The sequence below is a fragment of the Frankia sp. BMG5.60 genome, assembly GCF_059428125.1.
Genome location: NZ_CM182091.1, coordinates 1,742,718 through 1,760,590 on the forward strand (window position 1 = coordinate 1,742,718; position 17,873 = coordinate 1,760,590).

Sequence of the window (17,873 nt, forward strand, 5' to 3'; positions counted from 1 at the left end):
CGAGGTCCCGGCGGCATCGGTCGATCAGGTACCCGGATGACGGTCCCGCAACGAGAGGAGCTGGTATGGACGATGACCCGAACTGCTTCACCCCCGCCGACGACGACCTTCATGCTCCATCGGACAACTATTATGAGACCGAGACATTCTGGTTCTCGTTCTTCGTGCCGGACCGGGCGCTGGGAGCCTGGCTCTACGCGTCGGTCAAGCACAACGCCGGCGGAACGGCGGGCGGCTGCTGGATCTGGGACGCCGCCGGTAGCGCGCCGTGGGATATTCCGTTCTACGAGCAGTTCGCGCACCTCAAAGCGCCGATCCAGCCGTCGCCGGGCCGCGTGGAGTTTCCGACCGGAATGACGGTCCAGGTTCGCGAACCCGCCACGTCCTACCGCCTCGGTTATGACGACCGGAACCGGTGCCGGGTCGAACTGCGCTTCGACGCGCTCGAACCGCCGGTGCCGCTGCGCCGGGGGGCGCCGCCGTATCCGAAGGCCTCGCACTACGACCAGACCGGGCACGTCACCGGCCGCCTGCTGCTCGACGGCGAACGCTTCGAGGTCGACTGCTACGCCATGCGGGACCGCTCCTGGGGACCCCGGGCCGAGCGCGGCTACCGGCGTGTCGGCTACACCTGGGCCGCCTCCCCCGGGCTGAGCCTGCTCACCTACACGTCCCCGGAGGCGCATCAGGGCGGCACGGTCCCGGAGCGCGTGCACTCCGGCTACGTCCGCCGCGACGGCAAGCTCGCCCAGATCGTCGAGGGCCGCCGCACGATACGCCGCGATCCGGAGCAGGGCTGGATCACCGGCGTCGATCTCGAGGTCGTCGACGAACACGGCCGCAGCACCGTCGGCCGGGCCGAAGGCACGAGCCGAATGATCCTTCCCGGCGGTACGACGGTCTGTATCAACACCTCGCTGCGGTGGACTGTCGACGGCCGCACCCTGCACGGCGAGGACCAGGACGTGTGGCCGATCGACGAGTGGCGACGGCACCGCCGCGGGAGCGCCGAATGGGCAGCCTGACCCTGCCCGCCGCCATCCTGGAATGGATGGAGAAGGCGGTCGGACATCCGATCCTGAACGCGACGAGGATTCCGGGCGGCGGCACCCGCCAGGGCTGGTTCATCGACGTCGACACCGACAGGAACGGCGACACCGACAGGAACGGCGACACCGGCGGGATCGGCGACACCGGCGGGAAGCTGTTCCTGCGGTACAGCCCGCGGCCGCTGCCCGCCCGCAGCGCCTTCCACCGGCTGGCCACCGAGGCCGAGGTGTTACGGGCCCTGGGCGGCGCCGGAATCGCGGTTCCCGCCGTATACGCCGTCCATCCGGTGGAAGAGGCGGTCCTGCTCGAGCGGGTGCCGGGCGATACCTGGTTCTCCCGCATTCGCGACCCCGGCGAGCAGGTCCGGGTGGCGCAGGACTTCGTCAGAAGCCTGGCCAGGGTCCATCGCCTCGACCCCGCCCGCCTGGACCTGCCCGCGCTCGGGCGGGTGCGGTCGGCGCGGGAGCATGCCCTGGAGCGCATCGCGCAGATCCGCCGGCGCGCCACCGCCCCGGACGGCTCGATCGACCCCCTGGTCCGCCTGTCGGCGGACTGGCTGGAAGCCCACGTGCCCGACTACGACGGTCCCGTGGTGCTGGTCCAGGGCGATACCGGGCCCGGCAATTTCCTGTACCGGGACGGACGGGTCACGGCCGTACTGGACTGGGAACTCTGCCATGTCGGGGATCCGATGGATGACATCGCCTGGTTGTCCCTGCGGACCGTGCAGGACACCTTCACCCACCTGCCCGACCGCCTCGCCGAATACGAGAAGCTCTCCGGCCACGCGATCGACGTCGACCGAATCCTGTACTACCGGGTCTTCGCGGAGACGACGATGGCGACACTCGCTCCCAACGACGGCCTCGGCACCCAGGCGGTGGACGACGACCAGTCGGTTGCCGAGAAGGACGTCGGGAACCTCATGCTCTATCTCCAGCTCCACCGCCGGCTGTGGCTGGAGGCGTTGAACGCCGTCATGGGTCTCGAGCTCACCAGGCCGGTCATGCCGGAGCCGGCGGATCCACGCGACTGGCAGCCCCTGTACGGAGACGTGCTGGCGATGCTGCGCACGATCACGCCACGGATCACCGACCCGTTGGCGTCCCAGTGGCTGAAGGGAGTAGCGCGGGTAATTCGTCACCTGCGGGAGCTGGACGCCTGCGGCCGGGAGCGCGACGAGTTGGAGCGTTCTGACATCGCCCTGCTTCTCGGAAACCCACCCCCGTCGCTGCAGGCGGGGCGGGAGGCGCTCGCCGCGGCGAACGCCGGCCGGCGGGTCAGCGACGAGGATTTCACGCGATACCTGTGGAACCGGGTGATGCGGGACGACCACGTGATGCGCCATGCGTCCGGTGCCCTGCACCTTCGCACCTGGCCGCCCCTCACCGACGCGTGCTGAGAAGGCCCCTCTCGACCAACAGGGAGTGATCATGATCGATCCCGAGACCGGACCCGTCGCCCACGCCTGCCCGGTCGTCGACTACGTCACCGGCCCGCCACCCGCACCGGCCCTGAGCCTGTTCCAGCGCATGGACGGCCATCAGGCGGCCGGTCGCCCGGCCGTCCGGACCGGCGAGGCGGGCGGGTACTGGGTCTTCACGGACCATTCCGTGATCCTGGACGGGCTCCAGCAGCCTGACCTCTGGTCGAACTCGGTGATCGTCCCCACGGAGCCGGATCCGCCCTACCGGTGGATCCCGATCATGCTCGACCCGCCGGAACACACGAAATGGCGTCACCTGCTCGGGTCGTACTTCTCGCCCGGCCGGACGAAGGCGATGAAGGCCGGCCAGCACCGGCTCGCGGTCGAGCTCATCGAGGGTCTGCGCGACCGGGGCGAGTGCGACTTCGTGCGCGACTTCGCGCAGGTCTTCCCCAGCACGATCTTTCTGGAGATCATGGGGATGCCGAGGGAACAGCTCGGCGAGTTCATGCGGTGGGAACACATGATCCTGCATGAGAACAACGACAGCGACCCCGACGGCTCGGTGCGGCTCGCGGGCATGCAGGCCGTCCAGACGTACTTCGCCGGCCTCGTCGCCGAGCGGCGGGCGAACCCCGATCCCCACGCCCAGGACGTCGTCAGCGCCGCGGTCTCCTGGGAGATCGACGGGGAGCCGGTGAGCGACGGGGACGTGCTCAACTGCCTGCTGCTGCTGTTCATGGCCGGCCTCGACACCGTCGCCGGCCAGTCCTCGTACGCCCTGCTGCACCTGGCCACGCACCCGCAGGACCGGGCCCGGATCACCGCCGAGCCCGATCTGATCCCCCACGCCGTGGAGGAACTACTCCGGGCATATCCGATCGTGCAGACGGCCCGCAAGGCCACCCGGGATGCGGAGTTCCACGGCTGCCCGATCAGGAAGGGGGACATGGCGGCCTTCCCACTCTCCGCGGCCGGCCGGGACGAGCAGGCCTATCCCGACGCCAAGCGGGTCGATCTCGATCGCACGACGATCCGTCATCTTTCCTTCGGTGGCGGCCCCCACCGCTGCCTCGGTTCCCACCTGGCTCGCCAGGAACTCGCCGTGCTGTTACAGGAATGGCACCAGCTCGTTCCCGACTACGAGCTCGCCGAGATTCCCCTCGAACACGGCGGCGGGGTGTGGGGCCTGGAGTCCCTGCCGCTGCGGTGGGCCGTCTGACGCCGGCTCGGCAAACGAGGCAGCCAACCGGGCCCGCCGCATTCGTGGCACCGATTGAAAGGGAGAACCATGGCCACCGACTTCTCCTACCGACTCTACATCGACGGAACATGGTCCGACGGTGAGGGCGCAACGCAGCTCGAGGTCCTGAACCCGGCGACCGAGGAGGTCATCGGCCGGGTGCCGCAGGCGACCCGCGCCGACGTGGCACGGGCCATCGAGGCCGCCCGGCGGGCCTTCGACGACGGGCCCTGGCCGCGGCTGACACCCGGGGAGCGCGCCCGGATCATGCTGCGCATGGCGTCGGTGATGGAACGGCGCCTGGCCGAGATCGTCGAGCTGAACATCGTCGAGGCGGGGTCGGTCCGCTGGCTCGCCGAATCCGTCCAGGTGGGCATCCCGATCGCGCACCTGCGCGACCTGGCCGAGCGGGTGGTGCCCTCCTTCGCCTGGGAGAAGCCGCTGCTGCCGTTCGTCGGCGCCGGCATCGGCCAGGGCGTGCTGCGCCGCGAGCCGTTCGGCGTCGTCGGGCTCATCTCCGCCTACAACTTCCCGTTCTTCCTCAGCATGATGAAGCTTGCGCCGGCCCTCGCCGCCGGGTGCACCGTCGTGCTGAAACCCGCCCCCACGACCCCGCTGGAGTCCTTCCTCATCGCCGAGATCGCCGAGGAGGCCGGGCTTCCTCCCGGCGTGCTCAACGTCGTCACCGGCGACGTCGAAGCCGGTCAGGAACTGACCAGCAACCCGATGGTCGACCTCGTCAGCTTCACCGGCTCGGACAACGTCGGCCGGATGGTCTACAGCCAGGCCGCGCCCACCCTGAAGAAGGTCGTGCTGGAGCTCGGCGGCAAGTCGGCCAACATCATCTGCGACGACGCCGACCTCGACCTCGCGCTCGTCGACGTGCTGACCGGCATCACCCTGCACGCCGGGCAGGGCTGCTCCCTGCTCACCCGCACCCTGGTGCACCGCTCCCGGCACGACGAACTCGTCGAAAAGGTCACCGCCGCGCTGGCCCAGGTCAAGGTCGGCAACCCCGTCGACGCCGACACCGCCATGGGGCCGCTCATCAGCGAGGCGCAGCGCGGCAAGGTGGAGGACCTCATCCGCACCGGGGAGAAGGAGGGCGCCCGGATCGTCTTCGGCGGTGGCCGGCCGGTCGGGCTCGACCGGGGGTACTTCGTCGAGCCGACGCTGTTCACCGGGGTCGACAACGCCATGACCATCGCGCGCACCGAGTTCTTCGGCCCCGTCGGTGTGATCATCCCGTTCGACGACGACGCCCACGCCGTCCGCATCGCCAACGACAGCCCGTACGGGCTCGCCGCGGCCGCCTGGGCGAAGGACCCGATCCGCGCGTACGACCTCGCCACCCAGCTCCGCGCCGGCTACGTCACGATCAACGGCGGAGGCGGTGGCCTCAGCCCGCACACCGCCTTCGGCGGCTACAAGCAGAGCGGACTGGGCCGCGAATGGGGCGAGCACGGACTCGACGAGTTCCTCCAGACGAAGTCGGTCGTCTGGGGCGTGGCGCGCGGCTGAGAGGAAGGCATCGTGGCTGCCGCCGAACCGCCGGTACCGCCGGCGCTGGTCGACCCCAGCGGAGTGTGGTTCTTCAACTGGGTGATCCCGCTCCTCGGTGCACTGATCATCGTCCTGGCCGTCGCCGACACCATCCGGCGGCGACGGCTGACGTGGGGTTTCCTGTTCCTGACGAACAGCATGCTGGTCTACTGGATGGAGACCGTCGGCGACTGGGGCCAGCAGCTCGTCTACAGCCCTGCCTTCGCCCAGCATCATCTGCTCGACTGGCTGCCGATCAAGACGCCGCACGATCCGCTTTTCATGCCCTTCGCCTACGCGTGCTACTGGACGGTGCATGCCTTCATCGTGCTGCGCATCGGCCAGTTCCTCGTGCGGCGTTTCGGGTGGAGCCTGCTGCGGGCCATCGCCGTACTCGCGATACCGGCGAACTACGCGTGGGACTTCCTCGTCGAAAGTCTGGCCGCCGCGATGGGATGGTGGGTCTACGACCCGGGGTTCGGGCCGCACATCGAGTTCGGCAACGGCGGAAAGTTCACCGTGCTGTGGACGATCGGGCTGATGTCGTTCTGGCCGAACCTGATCGCGTACTGGGCCGGCAAGCCGCCGGTCCGCACGCTCAACTACTTCGAACGCTTCTTCGGGCTGGAACGTTTCACCAGACCACGACGCGGCGAACCCGAGGAGCCGTCATCCGACCCCGGCACACCGCTGACGGCGGGCGGCCCGGGTGACGCCGCCGTGCTCGTCCGGCCACCCCGGCAACTCGCCGGTCAGCGGCGGCTCGATCGACGGCAGGAATACGACGCCTGGCTCGACTTCGACGTCACCATACCGAGGTGGAAGTTCGAACTCGCCCGCTTCGGCGCGTGGTTCGTGGTCTTCCAGGTCACCTTCTTCGTCATGCTCGTCCTGCCGCTGGTCGCGATGCGCGCGCTCACCGGCCACGACAGCGTCTACGTTCCCTAGCCGAGGAGGATTTGGTGAGCACGGGCACGCCCGACGACGATCCGCTCGGGATCCAGGCGAAAATGCTGCCGCCCGTGGACGGCGCGGCCCTGCGGCGAGAGTCCGCGTGGGTCTTCGCCTGGTGCATGGGCCTGACGGCGGCGCTGTTCGTCCTGGTCTATCTGCTGACCTGAGCGGGAACGCGCCGCCCGCGCTGGCAGGCGACCGTGGTCAACGTCCGGTGAGCCGGTCCGTCCAGGCGGGGCCGGACGGTCGACTCACCGCGGCCACCGCGGCCACCGCGGCGAGGACGACCAGCACCCCGATCTCGACGGCCACGCTGATCGCGGCGTCCGGGGAGGGCGTGAAGCCGCGCTCCTCGAACCCGGCGACGCCGGTCGTCCGGGACAGCGCGAAGCCGACCAGCGCGCCCCCGGACAGGCCCGCGGCCAGGACGGACAGCAGGAACGACCCGGGCAGCGCCACGCTGACCACAAGCAGGAACGCGACGGCGAACGAACCCCCGGCCTGGACGAGGAACGCGGGGCCGATGGTGTGGATGTAGCGGTAGCCGTGGTCGGCGTACAGGTCGTAGTGGATGTAGCCGCTCCAGGCCAGCAGGGCGGCCACGACGACCTTCGCCGCCCCCCGGACGATCCGCGCCGGCCCGGCCGGGGCCGATCCCGGCGCGCCGGGCCCGCCCGGCGCCGCGAGAGTCTCCGACGTCGTCACGCGAGCACACTGTCCTTGATCGCCAGGGTGGCCTGGCCCCGGACGTGACTGACCTCGCGGATGCCGAGCGCGGCCTGGAGCCGGCCGGCGGGCAGGGTCTGCGGCGTCGGTGCCGGGCCGTCCCCGGGCCGGGGCAGGGGGTAGGCGGTCGTGGTGGCGCTGTGGAAGGTCACGGTGCCCTCGGTCTTCGTGAACAGCTGGTGGACGTGGCCGTTGAGGCAGGTCACCGAGGAGAACCGCCGCAGGTGACTCAGGGCCTGCGCGGCGTCGTCGGTGCCCCAGCCCCACGCCGGGTACATGGCGAACAGTGGGATGTGGGAGAAGACGATGATCGGCGTGTCGCTGGACAGGCCGGCGACATCCCTGCGCACGAAGTCGAGCTGGTCCGGGCCGAGATGGCCGAGCTTCTCCAGGCTCAGGGTGTTGACCAGCGCGAGGATGTGGACGCCCTTGAGGTCGAAGCTGTACCAGCCGTCACCGGCGGACCCGGTGCCGAAGGTCGACAGGTAGCCGCGGCCATGGTCGCCGACCGAGTCGTGCTCCCCCGGCACGGTGTGCACGCTGCCGGCGCGCACGCCGCCGAGCATCTGCTTGACCTGATCGAACTGGGCGGCGGTGGACAGGTGGGTGAGATCGCCGGTGTGCATGACGAAGTCCGGCCGGTAGGGCAGCGCGTTGACCTGGTCGATCGCGTGGGCGAACGAGCCGGTGACGTCGGGGTTCGCCGTTCCGGTGAAGCCCAGGTGGCTGTCGCTGACCTGGACGAACCGCAGCGTGGCGGTGTCGTCGGCCGCCGCGGCGCTCGGTGTCGTCCCACCGACGACCGAGCTGATCACCTCGCCGCCGACGACGCTGAGCGCCACCGCCGCGCCGAACCACGCGCCGTGGCGGGCCAACTGCCGCCGGCTCATGCCACCCCGCCGATCCGCCTTACCCGGCCGATCCGGCTCACCCGGCCGATCCGGCTCGCCGGGTCGGGCGCCGCGGGGGTCGCGCTCGTCGCCGGCGCTCACGGGGTCACCACCACGGTGCCGAGCATGAAGGGGTGGATGGTGCACAGGTAGGGGTACTGACCGGCCTTGGTGAACGTGTACTGGTAGGTCGCCCCCTGGTCGAGGGTCGGCGAGTCCGGGCCCGCCCCGCTCTTCGCGGTGACCGTGTGCGGCTCGGAATCCTGGTTCGTCCAGGTGACCGTCGTGCCCACCTTCACCGTGACGGTCGCCGGCGAGAATGCGAAGTTCTGGATGGCGACCCTGGTCGTCGACACCGGCTTGCCCGCCGCCGTCCCACCACCCGCACCCGTCGCACCCGTCGCACCCGGGGCACCCGTCGCCATCCCGGGCATCCCTGACATGCCCGGCATCGGGGCCGGCGTCGTGCCACCGTTCACCCCGGCCCCAGACGCCCCGGCCCCAGACGCCGCGGCCCCTGAGGTCGCCGTCGCGGTGGGAGTGTACGCAGGTGCCGCGGCCGGCGACGTCCCGCCCGACCCGCTGCCGCAGGCCGCAAGACCGGGAAACGCCACCGCCAGAACGGCGACCGCGAACAGCCGCCGCGGTCGGCGCAGCGCAGAAGAACACCACATCGGATAACTGCCTTTCCGGCCCGTCACCCGGGCCAGTGCCATGGGCCCACCGTGTTCGGCTCGTGGACCGCGTCTGTCGTCGCGGTCATCAATAGCCGGGGTGGTTACACGGCCCGGGTGATCACCCGTTGGCAGTCGGTCGTCGGGGGCGTGGCGCGCGGCCGACCCCGCCGCAGGGGTTCACGACACGAGTGAGCTCGTCCGGCGCGGCGTACGGGCGGCCCAGCGCCCGGGGAGGTCCCAGCGGTGTACCAGCATGTCGACGAAGTGCACCGCGGTGACCTCGTGCGTGGGAACCTCGCGGCCGACCTTGAGTTGCGAGTCAGGGCGTTGCACGCCGCGCTCGTCGCCGACGGCCGATAGTGACACCGTGACTTCGATCATACGCAATATCGAGTTCGACTGCGCCGATGCCCACGCTCTTGGGTCCTTTTGGGCAGAGGTCCTGGGAGGGGTCCTCCACGAGGACGACCGGCCCGAGGTCCCGGAGGTACTCGTGAGCACCGGAGAGGGCAGCGGGCCAGGCCTTCTTTTCCTCGCTGTACCCGAGGGCAAGAAGGTCAAGAACCGGCTGCACCTGGATCTTCAGCCACAGGACCGATCTCGGGATGAAGAAGTCGAGCGGCTGTTGGGCTTGGGCGCCAAGCTTGTCGCGGACTTCCGCAAGCCGGACGGTACGGGCTGGGTCGTTCTGATCGACGTTGAAGGGAACGAGTTCTGTGTGGAGCGCAGTCAGGCAGAGCGGATCTTGACCGGGGATATCTAGAGCCTCGTCAGGCCGCGTTCGGCCCGCTGGATGATCTGCCGCAGTCTCTGATTTTCTGCGCGCTGGTTCGCCAGGCGACGTAGTTGTAGATCATCTGGTTCCGGGTCGTGGCAGCCGAGGGCTCGGACACCAGGCCGGGACGGGGAGCCAGGCCTCATCCCGGCCGGTCGTCCGACTATTCGGCCGCCTGTTCCAGGCGGGCATAGGCGAACTGGAGGGCGTCGGAACCGGCCGCGGCGGTGAACACCAAGGCGGCCAGCCGGGTGAACCGGGGGGCGACCACCAGCCCGAACACGAAACCGGTGGCCACCCACTGCGCGGCGCAGAACGGGCAGGTGAGCAGCTCGCCGAGGCTGTGCCGAGCCTGGCTGGACTCGCGCACATCCTCGGCCAGCTCGGCCGGACCGGACTGGCCGCGGAAACGGGTGAACGGCGCCCGCAGGGGGCTCGTCACCGGGTCCTTGGTCAGCACACGGCTGAGCTTGTGCGTCGCGACGGTGACCAACGCGAGGTCGGCCGCGCGCACCCGCTCAGGCGGCGCCGCCCCGACCAGCCGGGCGACCCCGACCATCGAGGCGCACACGGCGCCATAGGTCCCCAACGTCGCGAGGTACCCGCCCAGCGGACGCGGCTCGCCACCGGAGTACTCCGCTTCCTCCCGCCGCGCGATCCCGGTGACCCGATCGGTGACCTGGCGCGCGGTCGATTCCCATGTAGTCATCATTATTCCGGGCGTACCCCGACCGAGGACCCCAAACCGAGCGACGCCACGTCGGCGGCACCCGAAGATCACCTGGGCAAGACGACTCACCCGGGTAATACGACCGGGCCGGGAGCGACGGCGGACGCCGACCGAATCCGCTCTCGCCGTTTTGTTCGGCGCAGGGCGCCCTCGGTGCGCCCTCGTGTTCGGACCCGGCCAGTCGGCCGTTGCCGGTATGCTTCGCGGCGTGCCAGCGTGGAAGGCGATCGAGCAGGCGGAACCGGAGTTCGCCGGGCGGGTGCGGCGGTTGTTCGATGCCGGCCGCCACAAGACCATCGCAACGCTGCGCGCCGATCGCTCGCCCCGTATCTCGGGCATCGAGTGCGAGTTCACCGACGGCGATCTCCGCTTCGGTTCGATGACCGACGCCCGCAAGGGCGCGGATCTCCGCCGAGATCCCCGCTTCGCGCTGCACGGCCCGACCTTCCACCCCGAGCAGGGCAGGGAGAGCGACTGGCCGGGTGAGGCGAAGATCGCCGGGCGGGCCATTCTCGCCGGCCCGGTGACCACGGCCGAGACGAGCGAGCATCCTGACGGCGAGCTGTTCGTCGCCGACATCACCGAGGTCGTCATCACCCGCCTCAACGCCGAGGCCACAGGGCTCGTCATCGAGTCATGGACGCCCGAGCGAGGACTGCTGAGGACTGAGCGGGATTAGTGTCGCCTCCGGCAGCGTCTGCCCGGGCTGGGCGCCCATCGCAATGCCGCCGCAGCCGGCACCTTCGACGAGGATGGGGGAATCCTTCGGTCAGGACCGGCCGACCGGCCGTGACGCGGGACGCCGCCACGGCCGTCGGTCGGCTACTGGCTGGAGGTGGGAACGAGGGCCCGCTCGGAAGCCATGCCGCGGCGCCGTCCGCGGACGCTGGGCCGGTGCGCGGGCCGGGTGGGCGAGACGGTGTTGACGTCGGCGTACGGCGTGTTCCTACGGACCTGGTAGACCCAGCTCCTGCTGACCGTGATGCCCTGCGCGGCGAGCACCGCGACCGTCTGGGTGACCGACCCGCCGGTCTGGTCGAGGGTGCGCGCGATCGCCTCGCGTTTCACGGCCGGGTCCGCCGCACCGTCCAGCCCGGCGGGCGACGCCGCCTCCGGCCGATCGGTATCGGCCCGATCGATGTCCGCCCGATCGGTATCCGCCCGGTCCATGCCTGACCGATCCATGCCTGACCGATCCATGCCTGACCGATCCATGCTTGACCGATCGGCACTCGCCCGATCGGTGTCCGCCCAATCCGTGTCGTCGTCCGCCTGGGGCGAGGGTCCACGGGCTTCGGTCCGGCTCGGGTGGTCAGCCGCGTCCGGCGCCGGGGCCGGGGCAGGCGTCGCCGTGGTGGCGTCAGCGTCGGTGACGTTGGCTGTGGGCGCGGTGACGGCGGCCGCGGTGGTGGACGTCGTGATGGTGGGCATCGTCGCGGTGGGCATCGTCGCGGTGGGCGTCGGGCCGCGTTGCGGTGGGATCGGTAGGGCGGCCGTGACCGGATCGCCGGCGGTCCGGCGTCCGGCCGGATGGATCTGACGCATGAGCAGCTCGTAGGAACCGAGCAGCGCCAGCGGCGGCCAACCGGCGATGATCCGGGCGGTGAACGTGGGTTCGGCGTGCAGCACGTTCGCGACCAGCGATGCGCAGGCCCCGAGCGCCAGCAGGAGGTAGGCCAGCCAGGACCGGTCCCGCCCGGCGCGCCGGTCCGCCAGCATCGCCATCGACGCGGCCACGATCAGCCCGTCCACGCTGAACGGCAGCACCGCCGCGGTCATCGAGTCCTCTCCATGCGTGATCGCGACCCCGCGCATGTGCCGATAGGAGACGAAGGCCGCCACCACCGCCACCGTCGCCACCGCGACCACCGTGGTGATCCGGATCGCCCGCTCCGCCAGGACACCGGAGGATCGACCCTCGCTCACCGGCTGATCACCGTCCACACCAATCTCCTCGCCTGCTCCAGAATGCCCCGTCCGGAGCCATTTTGCGCCGAAGCCGATTGCGTGGTCCGAACACCCCGATAGATGCGGAATGTCAGTATTCGCCCTGATGCCAACCGTGATAGTTCTGTCCGCCTACGCGTCTCCCAGATCACAATGGGCGACCGTCAGCCCTGACCGTTCGGATCGGATCCGTTGCACGCAGTCGACCCCTCGACCGGGGCCAACCTCGGGGCGAGATCCGATGATCTGGTGCTTACCGCGCTTCCCAGGGGGCGTCGTCGCCCATTTTCTTGTAGTACTTGGCGAGGTGATTCCTGGCCCGGGTGATGTCGGCCGCGGAGAGATTCACGCCGCCGCGCGAGCCCTGCATTACCTCCGCCGCCATCACCCCGCGAGGAACAACTGTCAGCTCGCCGTCGATCACGTCAGCGATGAGCAGCTTGTATCCGGTGAACTCGTCCTTCTTCTCCCGGTCGTACCAGACGTGCGCCTCACGGTATCTGCCGTCGGGTCAATACCGGCGAGCCCGAGGTCGGTTGGCGGGTCCTCGCCGGACGTCGCCGGTCGCGGGACAGGTGTGCCTCGACGGCCGAGGTCGAACCTGCCCGGCCGGGCTGGGTGAGCGGGCAGGGTGAGCGGCCGGGCTGGGTGAGGCGACGTGTGTGGTTGTGGGGGCCTGTCGCGTTCCTTGATCCTGACCGTCGAGGTGTGCAGGTGCGAGCGTGATCGCGGAAGTCGAGGTGTGCAGGTAAGGGCGTGGTAGCGGAAGTCGAGGTCCTGCCCGGCGGCATGGCGCGGTTCCGCGGAACACCGGGCGTCGGGCTCGGGGCTGGTGCTCGCAGACGAATCCCGCCTTCATGTCTTTCTGTGCCTTCCTACACACGGAATCGAGCCGAGGGCTCGTGCCACTTTTCGGGCCGAAAACCGTACCCAAGCCTCGGCACGATCTGGCCGCTTTCTGACCGCAAATCGGCACGGGGCGCCGGGCGGAAGCATTTCCTCACCCCATCGATCACGCACAGATACGAAGATCGGTCCGCGGCAGTCCCGGCCACGTCGCGGCCACGTCGCGGCCACGTCGCGGCCACGTCGCGGCCAGCAGAGGCAGGAGCTTAATGACCGTCCAAGCCGGCCCCAACCGTCGTCAACCTCCTGCAATTGCCGACGCAACCACGGCAGGCACCAGCCACGGTGCCTGCCGCACGCCACCCCTTGAGCACAAGTGGATACGCGACCCAGAGGCCGGGCAGGGTTAGTGGCCCAATGCCGGGTATGGCGGCGTCAGGTGCGCGACCTTCACGTCGACCACCGCGAGGACGGCTGGACGACGGTCGTTCTCCCTCCGACACGCGGCTGACTCGCCGAGACCGAGATCAAGGCCGCGATCGCGCGAGAGGCACGGCTCGCATCGACCTGAGGAGGCTGAACGACGATCGCGGTCCACATCGGTACCTCGGGATGGAGCTATGACCACTGGGAAGGCGTGCTCTACCCGCCGGGGACGCCGCCCGGCCGCCGCCTTGCTGTCTACGCGGCCGAATACGACACGGTCGAGTTGAACGCCAGTTTCTACCGCTGGCCGGCCGACGCGACGTTCGCTGGTTGGCGCCGCCGGCTACCGCCGGGCTTCGTGATGTCGGTGAAGGCATCCCGTGGGTTGACCCACGCGAAGCGGCTCTACGCACCGGAGGCATGGACGAGTCGGATCGCGGGCGCCTGGCATGAACTGGCCGACCGCCGAGGAGCAGTCCTGGTGCAGCTCGACGGGCGCCAGAGCCGCGACGACGCCCGGTTGGAGTACTTCCTGGCCGGGGTGCCGCCGTGGATGCGGGTGGCTGTCGAGTTCCGCCATCCGAGCTGGCACGACGAGGGGGTCTACCGGATCCTCGAACGATACGGCGCGGCCTACTGCGTCATGAGCGGCGCCGGCCTGCCGTGTGTCCTGCGGGCCACCGCGCCGTTCGTGTACGTGCGCCTGCACGGCCCGGACCCCGCGACCCTCTACGCCGGTTCCTACGACGATGACGCGCTGCGCTGGTGGGCCGGCCGCATCGACGAATGGGCCGGCGGCGGCCTGGATGTCTACGCCTACTTCAACAACGACGGCCACGGATACGCCGTCGACAACTCCCGCCGAGTGCGCCGACTGTGCGGCGCGTGAGCGGTACTCGAACAGACGGGGTTCAGGCGAGGGTGCTCAGGCGAGAAGACTGGACGGATGATGACCGCCGAACCGTCGCAGCACCCCGCGCAGGGCCCCTGGACCACCCTGGACGTGCGCGTCAGCGCGCCGGTCGCCTGGGTCCGGTTCAACCGGCCGGCCGCGCACAACACCGTCACCACGACCATGATGATCGAGATGCACGCCGCGCTCACCGAGCTCGCCCGCGACGACACACTGTCCGTCGTCGTCCTCACCGGCGCCGGTCGGACGTTCTGCCCGGGCGCGGATCTGACGGCGGTGCTCACCGACCACGACCCCGACCTCCCACCGGTGGAGGCCTACCAGTCGGCGACCCTGCTGCACGAGATGCCGCAGCTCACCATCGCCGCGGTCAACGGCGGATGCGCCGGTGCCGGGTTCGGCTGGGCGGCGGCGTGCGATCTGCGGGTCGCCACCGACCGCGCCCGTTTCTCCGTCGCGTTCCCCCAGCTCGGTCTCACCAGCGAGCTCGGCCTGCCGTGGACGTTGTCCCGCGCGCTCGGTGGGGCCGCGGCGCGTGACCTCTGCTTCCTGCCGGCAAAACTGACCGCGGACGATGCCCGGCGGATCGGGCTGGTGGCCCGGGTGTTTCCCGACGACCGGTTCGAGGCGGAGGTGGCCGCGATGGTCACCGAGCTGGGAGCGCGCCCGCTGAGATCCGTGCGTGGAACGAAGGCCAACCTCCTGTTGGCCGAACGCAGCGGCATGGCGGAATTCGTCGACGCCGAGGCGCGGCGCCACCAGAGTTTCTTCACCGGATGAGACGCCGACCGGCCGGTGGCGGCGAGACCATGCCTGCGCGGCGAGACCATGCCTGCGCGCCGAGACCATGCGGCGCGCGCGCCGGGACTCAGGCGACCTTCGGATACTGCTTCTTGAGCCGCTCGATGAGGGCGAGCGCGGTCTGCTCGTCGCGGGCCACCGCACCCCAGCCCTCGATGAAAATGCCGTCGTAGCTCAGCCCGACCCACCGCCCGGTGAGGCGGTCGCCGTGCGGATTCAGCGAGAAGAACAGCGACCCCTTCGAGCGCACCGGACCCTCGGAACTGACATACCAGCCCATGATGATCTCTTCGTCGAAGATCTGTAGTTCACCCCACCAGAGGTATCCGCCCTCCTCGGTGGACAGGCCGCGAGTGATCGCCTCGATGTGGATCTTCGCTCCGGACTGCTCCAGGCTCGCCTCCTGCGAGGAATGGATCTCCTCGCCGTCCCGGAACGTCTGCCAGGCCGTCCACCAGCGCCCGGACAGGTCGACGCCGCCACCGGCCCAGCGGCCCACACCTCCCGGCGACGGCACGGGTGCGGGCGCCGGCGGCTGCGGGCCTGCGACGGGACCGACGGCGGCGGCGCTTCCCCCCACCATGAGCTGTCGACGATCCGTGGTGTCCACCTCCTCCAGTGCTCGTGGCCAGGTGATGCCTGCCTGGCTCCCCTTGTCCTCCAGCCAGGCGTGCCGCCGCAGCTCGACCAGCCGACCGCCGGCGTTCAGCTCGGCGTCGATCGCGCTGATGAGCGACTGGGACGGCACACCGAGCAGGCCGCGCTCCGCCTTGGACAAGTAGCTGGGCTGGTAGCGGACCCGGCTGGCGAGCTGGGCCTGACTCAGCCCGGCCGCCTTCCTCAGCTCGACGATCCTCTCCAGGAGAGTGGCAAGGCAGGGTTGCATGTCCATCACATCGTCTACCCGGAGTCCTCGGTTCTGGTTCGTCGCCGGACGTTTCCACCTGGTCTGCTTGTTGTCACACCCCGGATTGTTGTCACACCCCGGAGCGGGCACGCGGGCTGCCAGGTCGGCCCGGATCGTCGACTGATCGTCGCACGCAACCAGGTCTCCCCCGCGTCACGGGTGGCCCACCGGCACGGGGCCACCGTATCCACCTTTCCGCGTCAAGTATGACGGCTCTCACACCCTCGCCAAGGGGCCCGCCATCGGCGAGCGTCGTGGGTGCACCCAGGTGGGTGACAGCCACAACCAGCATTCATGCGGACGAGGAGTGGAGCATGGTGAGGACGTACCGGCTCACCGATGCCGGCGAGGTGACATTCAATTTCTTCAGCGAGGATAAATCGCTTCACATTTCTGCGGGCGCACCGGCGGGGGCACCGACCCGGCCGCACCGCCACGGGGCAGGGGCGGTATGAAAGGGCCCCGGCGTCACCTGCCGTCCGAGGCAAGCTGGACCCGCGCCGAGTCCACAGTCTGCAGCCGATGCTCCGCGCCGGAGTCCTACGCGGTCGTCTTCGTCGACGACGACGGTTCACCCACGTCGGTCGGGGCCACGTTTCCCGGGCCGATGTCGGCGGAGATGTACGGCAGAATCGTGGGCGGCGCGTTCCGCGTCGTCCCCGCGGACCCGACCCGCCTCGCCCCGTAAGCGCAGGGAACCACCCGACGACGCGCATCGTCCGACGCCCCTGAGTCACTCCATCGGCCCACCGTCTCGGCGCGCTGGCTCTGCACCTCCATGGGCGACCGCCGCGAAGGGCGTCAGGGCGTGCCCGACGACATCCCCGGTCGCCTCCACCCCTGCACGACCCCCGCCGCCGCGTGACGGTATCTCTGCTCACCCGATCGGAATAGCGAGGAGCTCGCCGGTCTTGGAGAAGGCGGGCGGCGTGATCGGCGTGGCCCCGCCAGCCACGCCCCGAGGAGGACACGGATGTCCCAGACGACCGCCGTCACCGAGACCACCGCAGTCACCGAGACCACGGGGCCGGCTTATGCCAGCCCGACCGACGTGGCGACCTACGGCGAGTACGCGATTCGACGCGACCCCGCGGACACCCGGCCGCTGTACCGGTTCACCGGGCGGATCACCGCCGACGGGTCGAGCGGATTCCTGGCGGAGCCGGGCCGCTACCACATCTACGCCGGCTGGTTCTGCCCGTGGGCGCACCGCGTCACCCTCGAGCGCGCGCTCCACGGGCTCGAGGACGTCATCAGCGTCTCCTACGTCGACGGCACCCGCGACGCCCGCGGCTGGGGGTTCCGCGAGACCTACGGCCCGGACCCGGTCAACGGCTTCACCCTGCTGCGCGACGCCTACGAGCGCACCGAGCCGGGCTTCGACGGCCACGTCTCCGTCCCGACGCTGTGGGACCGCCAGACCGGTCAGGTCGTGTCCAACGACTTCACCAGCCTGGGGATCGACCTGGCCACCCAGTTCGGCCGCTGGTCGAACGGCGCCGACACCTACCCCGAGCACCTGCGCGCCGAGATCGCCGAGCTCGACTCCTGGATCGGCCCGGCGGTGAACCACGGGGCGCACCGGGCGGCCCACGACGACGCCGTCCGCGCGACGCTGCTCGACGCGTTCGCGACGCTCGACGCCCGGCTCGCCGACGCCCCGTACCTGGTCGGCGGCCAACTGACGGAGGCCGACGTGCGCCTGTGGGTCTCCCTGGTCCGCTACCGCGGCCGTCGCCACGACCTGGCAACCCTGCCGCCGCTGTCGGACTACCCGCACCTGTGGACCTACGCCCGCGGCCTCTACCAGCTCCCCGCCTTCCGCGCGACCACCGACTTCGCCACCTTCTCGGAGCCGGCCGCCGCCCTGGCGGGCTGGGACACCGCGCCCGGCGACGACGCGTAGGCGCAGGGCACAGCGGATCCGCCACGCAACGACCACGAGTTCGTGGCCTCCCCGCCCGTTCGTGTAACGAACAGGGCTAGTGTCACGGTTAGCGACATGGCGGGCGCGACGGCC

The 17,873-nt window shown here is 70.1% G+C and carries 20 protein-coding genes; 12 read left to right on the plus strand and 8 right to left on the minus strand.

Features of this window, described 5'->3' with window-relative positions; all coding sequences use genetic code 11:
- Positions 1-65 precede the first annotated feature (65 nt).
- The 6 genes from AC5R91_RS06960 to AC5R91_RS06985 all read left to right on the plus strand — a co-directional run bounded on the left by AC5R91_RS06960 (position 66) and on the right by AC5R91_RS06985 (position 6,382).
- The gene (locus AC5R91_RS06960; protein WP_495396317.1) at positions 66-1,025 is read left to right on the plus strand and encodes a DUF7064 domain-containing protein; all 960 of its coding nucleotides are present in this window, start codon (positions 66-68) and stop codon (positions 1,023-1,025) included.
- A complete protein-coding gene (locus tag AC5R91_RS06965) occupies positions 1,013-2,452 on the plus strand; it encodes a phosphotransferase family protein (protein WP_495396318.1) in 1,440 nt (479 codons plus the stop codon). The genes AC5R91_RS06960 and AC5R91_RS06965 overlap by 13 nt, the downstream gene beginning before the upstream one ends.
- Before the next feature lie 31 nt (positions 2,453-2,483).
- Entirely contained in the window at positions 2,484-3,698 is a 1,215-nt protein-coding gene (locus tag AC5R91_RS06970; protein WP_495396319.1) for a cytochrome P450, read from the plus strand.
- A 69-nt stretch (positions 3,699-3,767) separates the two neighbouring features.
- Positions 3,768-5,240, plus strand: coding sequence for an aldehyde dehydrogenase family protein (locus AC5R91_RS06975; RefSeq protein ID WP_495396320.1), 1,473 nt, complete (start codon positions 3,768-3,770; stop codon positions 5,238-5,240).
- 12 nt (positions 5,241-5,252) lie between these two features.
- Positions 5,253-6,209: a hypothetical protein gene (locus AC5R91_RS06980; RefSeq protein ID WP_495396322.1), complete on the plus strand. Its 957-nt coding sequence runs from the start codon at positions 5,253-5,255 to the stop codon at positions 6,207-6,209.
- 14 nt (positions 6,210-6,223) lie between these two features.
- A complete protein-coding gene (locus AC5R91_RS06985) occupies positions 6,224-6,382 on the plus strand; it encodes a hypothetical protein (RefSeq protein ID WP_495396324.1) in 159 nt (52 codons plus the stop codon).
- Positions 6,383-6,419: 37 nt separating this feature from the next.
- On the opposite strand, the gene AC5R91_RS06990 is transcribed toward AC5R91_RS06985, so the two are convergent.
- The 4 genes from AC5R91_RS06990 to AC5R91_RS07005 form a co-directional block, all read right to left on the minus strand.
- A complete protein-coding gene (locus tag AC5R91_RS06990; RefSeq protein ID WP_495396325.1) occupies positions 6,420-6,920 on the minus strand; it encodes a hypothetical protein in 501 nt (166 codons plus the stop codon).
- The gene (locus AC5R91_RS06995) at positions 6,917-7,933 is read right to left on the minus strand and encodes a metallophosphoesterase family protein (protein ID WP_495396326.1); all 1,017 of its coding nucleotides are present in this window, start codon (positions 7,931-7,933) and stop codon (positions 6,917-6,919) included. The genes AC5R91_RS06990 and AC5R91_RS06995 overlap by 4 nt, the downstream gene beginning before the upstream one ends.
- On the minus strand, positions 7,930-8,256 hold the full coding sequence (locus AC5R91_RS07000; RefSeq protein WP_495396327.1) for a plastocyanin/azurin family copper-binding protein: 327 nt from the start codon (positions 8,254-8,256) through the stop codon (positions 7,930-7,932). Before AC5R91_RS07000 ends, AC5R91_RS06995 begins: the two co-directional genes overlap by 4 nt.
- 429 nt (positions 8,257-8,685) lie before the next feature.
- Positions 8,686-8,841, minus strand: coding sequence for a hypothetical protein (locus AC5R91_RS07005; protein ID WP_495396328.1), 156 nt, complete (start codon positions 8,839-8,841; stop codon positions 8,686-8,688).
- Between the two features lie 34 nt (positions 8,842-8,875).
- On the opposite strand from AC5R91_RS07005, the gene AC5R91_RS07010 reads away from it, so the two are divergent.
- The gene (locus AC5R91_RS07010) at positions 8,876-9,271 is read left to right on the plus strand and encodes a VOC family protein (RefSeq protein ID WP_495396329.1); all 396 of its coding nucleotides are present in this window, start codon (positions 8,876-8,878) and stop codon (positions 9,269-9,271) included.
- Positions 9,272-9,446: 175 nt separating this feature from the next.
- On the opposite strand, the gene AC5R91_RS07015 is transcribed toward AC5R91_RS07010, so the two are convergent.
- The gene (locus AC5R91_RS07015; RefSeq protein WP_495396330.1) at positions 9,447-9,992 is read right to left on the minus strand and encodes a DUF1360 domain-containing protein; all 546 of its coding nucleotides are present in this window, start codon (positions 9,990-9,992) and stop codon (positions 9,447-9,449) included.
- A gap of 229 nt (positions 9,993-10,221) precedes the next feature.
- On the opposite strand from AC5R91_RS07015, the gene AC5R91_RS07020 reads away from it, so the two are divergent.
- Positions 10,222-10,692, plus strand: coding sequence for a pyridoxamine 5'-phosphate oxidase family protein (locus AC5R91_RS07020; protein WP_495396331.1), 471 nt, complete (start codon positions 10,222-10,224; stop codon positions 10,690-10,692).
- Between the two features lie 143 nt (positions 10,693-10,835).
- On the opposite strand, the gene AC5R91_RS07025 is transcribed toward AC5R91_RS07020, so the two are convergent.
- Together AC5R91_RS07025 and AC5R91_RS07030 are read right to left on the minus strand one after the other, a co-directional pair.
- Positions 10,836-11,957 (minus strand): DUF2637 domain-containing protein, encoded by a 1,122-nt coding sequence (locus AC5R91_RS07025; RefSeq protein ID WP_495396332.1) that lies wholly within the window; start codon positions 11,955-11,957, stop codon positions 10,836-10,838.
- Between the two features lie 256 nt (positions 11,958-12,213).
- Complete coding sequence (locus tag AC5R91_RS07030; protein WP_495396333.1) at positions 12,214-12,384, minus strand: hypothetical protein; 171 nt, start codon at positions 12,382-12,384, stop codon at positions 12,214-12,216.
- A 1,008-nt stretch (positions 12,385-13,392) separates the two neighbouring features.
- Between AC5R91_RS07030 and AC5R91_RS07035 the strand changes: the two genes are divergently transcribed.
- Together AC5R91_RS07035 and AC5R91_RS07040 are read left to right on the plus strand one after the other, a co-directional pair.
- Positions 13,393-14,121, plus strand: a complete 729-nt coding sequence (locus AC5R91_RS07035) for a DUF72 domain-containing protein (RefSeq protein ID WP_495397908.1) — start codon at positions 13,393-13,395, stop codon at positions 14,119-14,121.
- Between the two features lie 60 nt (positions 14,122-14,181).
- Positions 14,182-14,925, plus strand: coding sequence for an enoyl-CoA hydratase/isomerase family protein (locus AC5R91_RS07040; protein WP_495396334.1), 744 nt, complete (start codon positions 14,182-14,184; stop codon positions 14,923-14,925).
- Between the two features lie 88 nt (positions 14,926-15,013).
- Here the strand turns inward: AC5R91_RS07040 and AC5R91_RS07045 are convergent, their stop codons facing one another.
- Entirely contained in the window at positions 15,014-15,832 is an 819-nt protein-coding gene (locus AC5R91_RS07045) for a helix-turn-helix domain-containing protein (protein ID WP_495396335.1), read from the minus strand.
- A 472-nt stretch (positions 15,833-16,304) separates the two neighbouring features.
- Between AC5R91_RS07045 and AC5R91_RS07050 the strand changes: the two genes are divergently transcribed.
- Both AC5R91_RS07050 and AC5R91_RS07055 read left to right on the plus strand, forming a co-directional pair.
- Positions 16,305-16,541: a hypothetical protein gene (locus tag AC5R91_RS07050; protein ID WP_495396336.1), complete on the plus strand. Its 237-nt coding sequence runs from the start codon at positions 16,305-16,307 to the stop codon at positions 16,539-16,541.
- 285 nt (positions 16,542-16,826) lie between these two features.
- Positions 16,827-17,759 (plus strand): glutathione S-transferase C-terminal domain-containing protein, encoded by a 933-nt coding sequence (locus AC5R91_RS07055; RefSeq protein WP_495396338.1) that lies wholly within the window; start codon positions 16,827-16,829, stop codon positions 17,757-17,759.
- Positions 17,760-17,873 lie beyond the last annotated feature (114 nt).

Coding starts and splice junctions, on each gene's coding strand:
- AC5R91_RS06960 (WP_495396317.1), top strand. CDS start 66: ATGGACGATGACCCGAACTGCTTCACCCCCGCCGACGACGACCTTCAT.
- AC5R91_RS06965 (WP_495396318.1), top strand. CDS start 1,013: ATGGGCAGCCTGACCCTGCCCGCCGCCATCCTGGAATGGATGGAGAAG.
- AC5R91_RS06970 (WP_495396319.1), top strand. CDS start 2,484: ATGATCGATCCCGAGACCGGACCCGTCGCCCACGCCTGCCCGGTCGTC.
- AC5R91_RS06975 (WP_495396320.1), top strand. CDS start 3,768: ATGGCCACCGACTTCTCCTACCGACTCTACATCGACGGAACATGGTCC.
- AC5R91_RS07000 (WP_495396327.1), bottom strand. CDS start 8,256: ATGGCGACGGGTGCCCCGGGTGCGACGGGTGCGACGGGTGCGGGTGGT.
- AC5R91_RS07015 (WP_495396330.1), bottom strand. CDS start 9,992: ATGACTACATGGGAATCGACCGCGCGCCAGGTCACCGATCGGGTCACC.
- AC5R91_RS07040 (WP_495396334.1), top strand. CDS start 14,182: ATGACCGCCGAACCGTCGCAGCACCCCGCGCAGGGCCCCTGGACCACC.
- AC5R91_RS07045 (WP_495396335.1), bottom strand. CDS start 15,832: ATGCAACCCTGCCTTGCCACTCTCCTGGAGAGGATCGTCGAGCTGAGG.
- AC5R91_RS07050 (WP_495396336.1), top strand. CDS start 16,305: ATGAAAGGGCCCCGGCGTCACCTGCCGTCCGAGGCAAGCTGGACCCGC.
- AC5R91_RS07055 (WP_495396338.1), top strand. CDS start 16,827: ATGTCCCAGACGACCGCCGTCACCGAGACCACCGCAGTCACCGAGACC.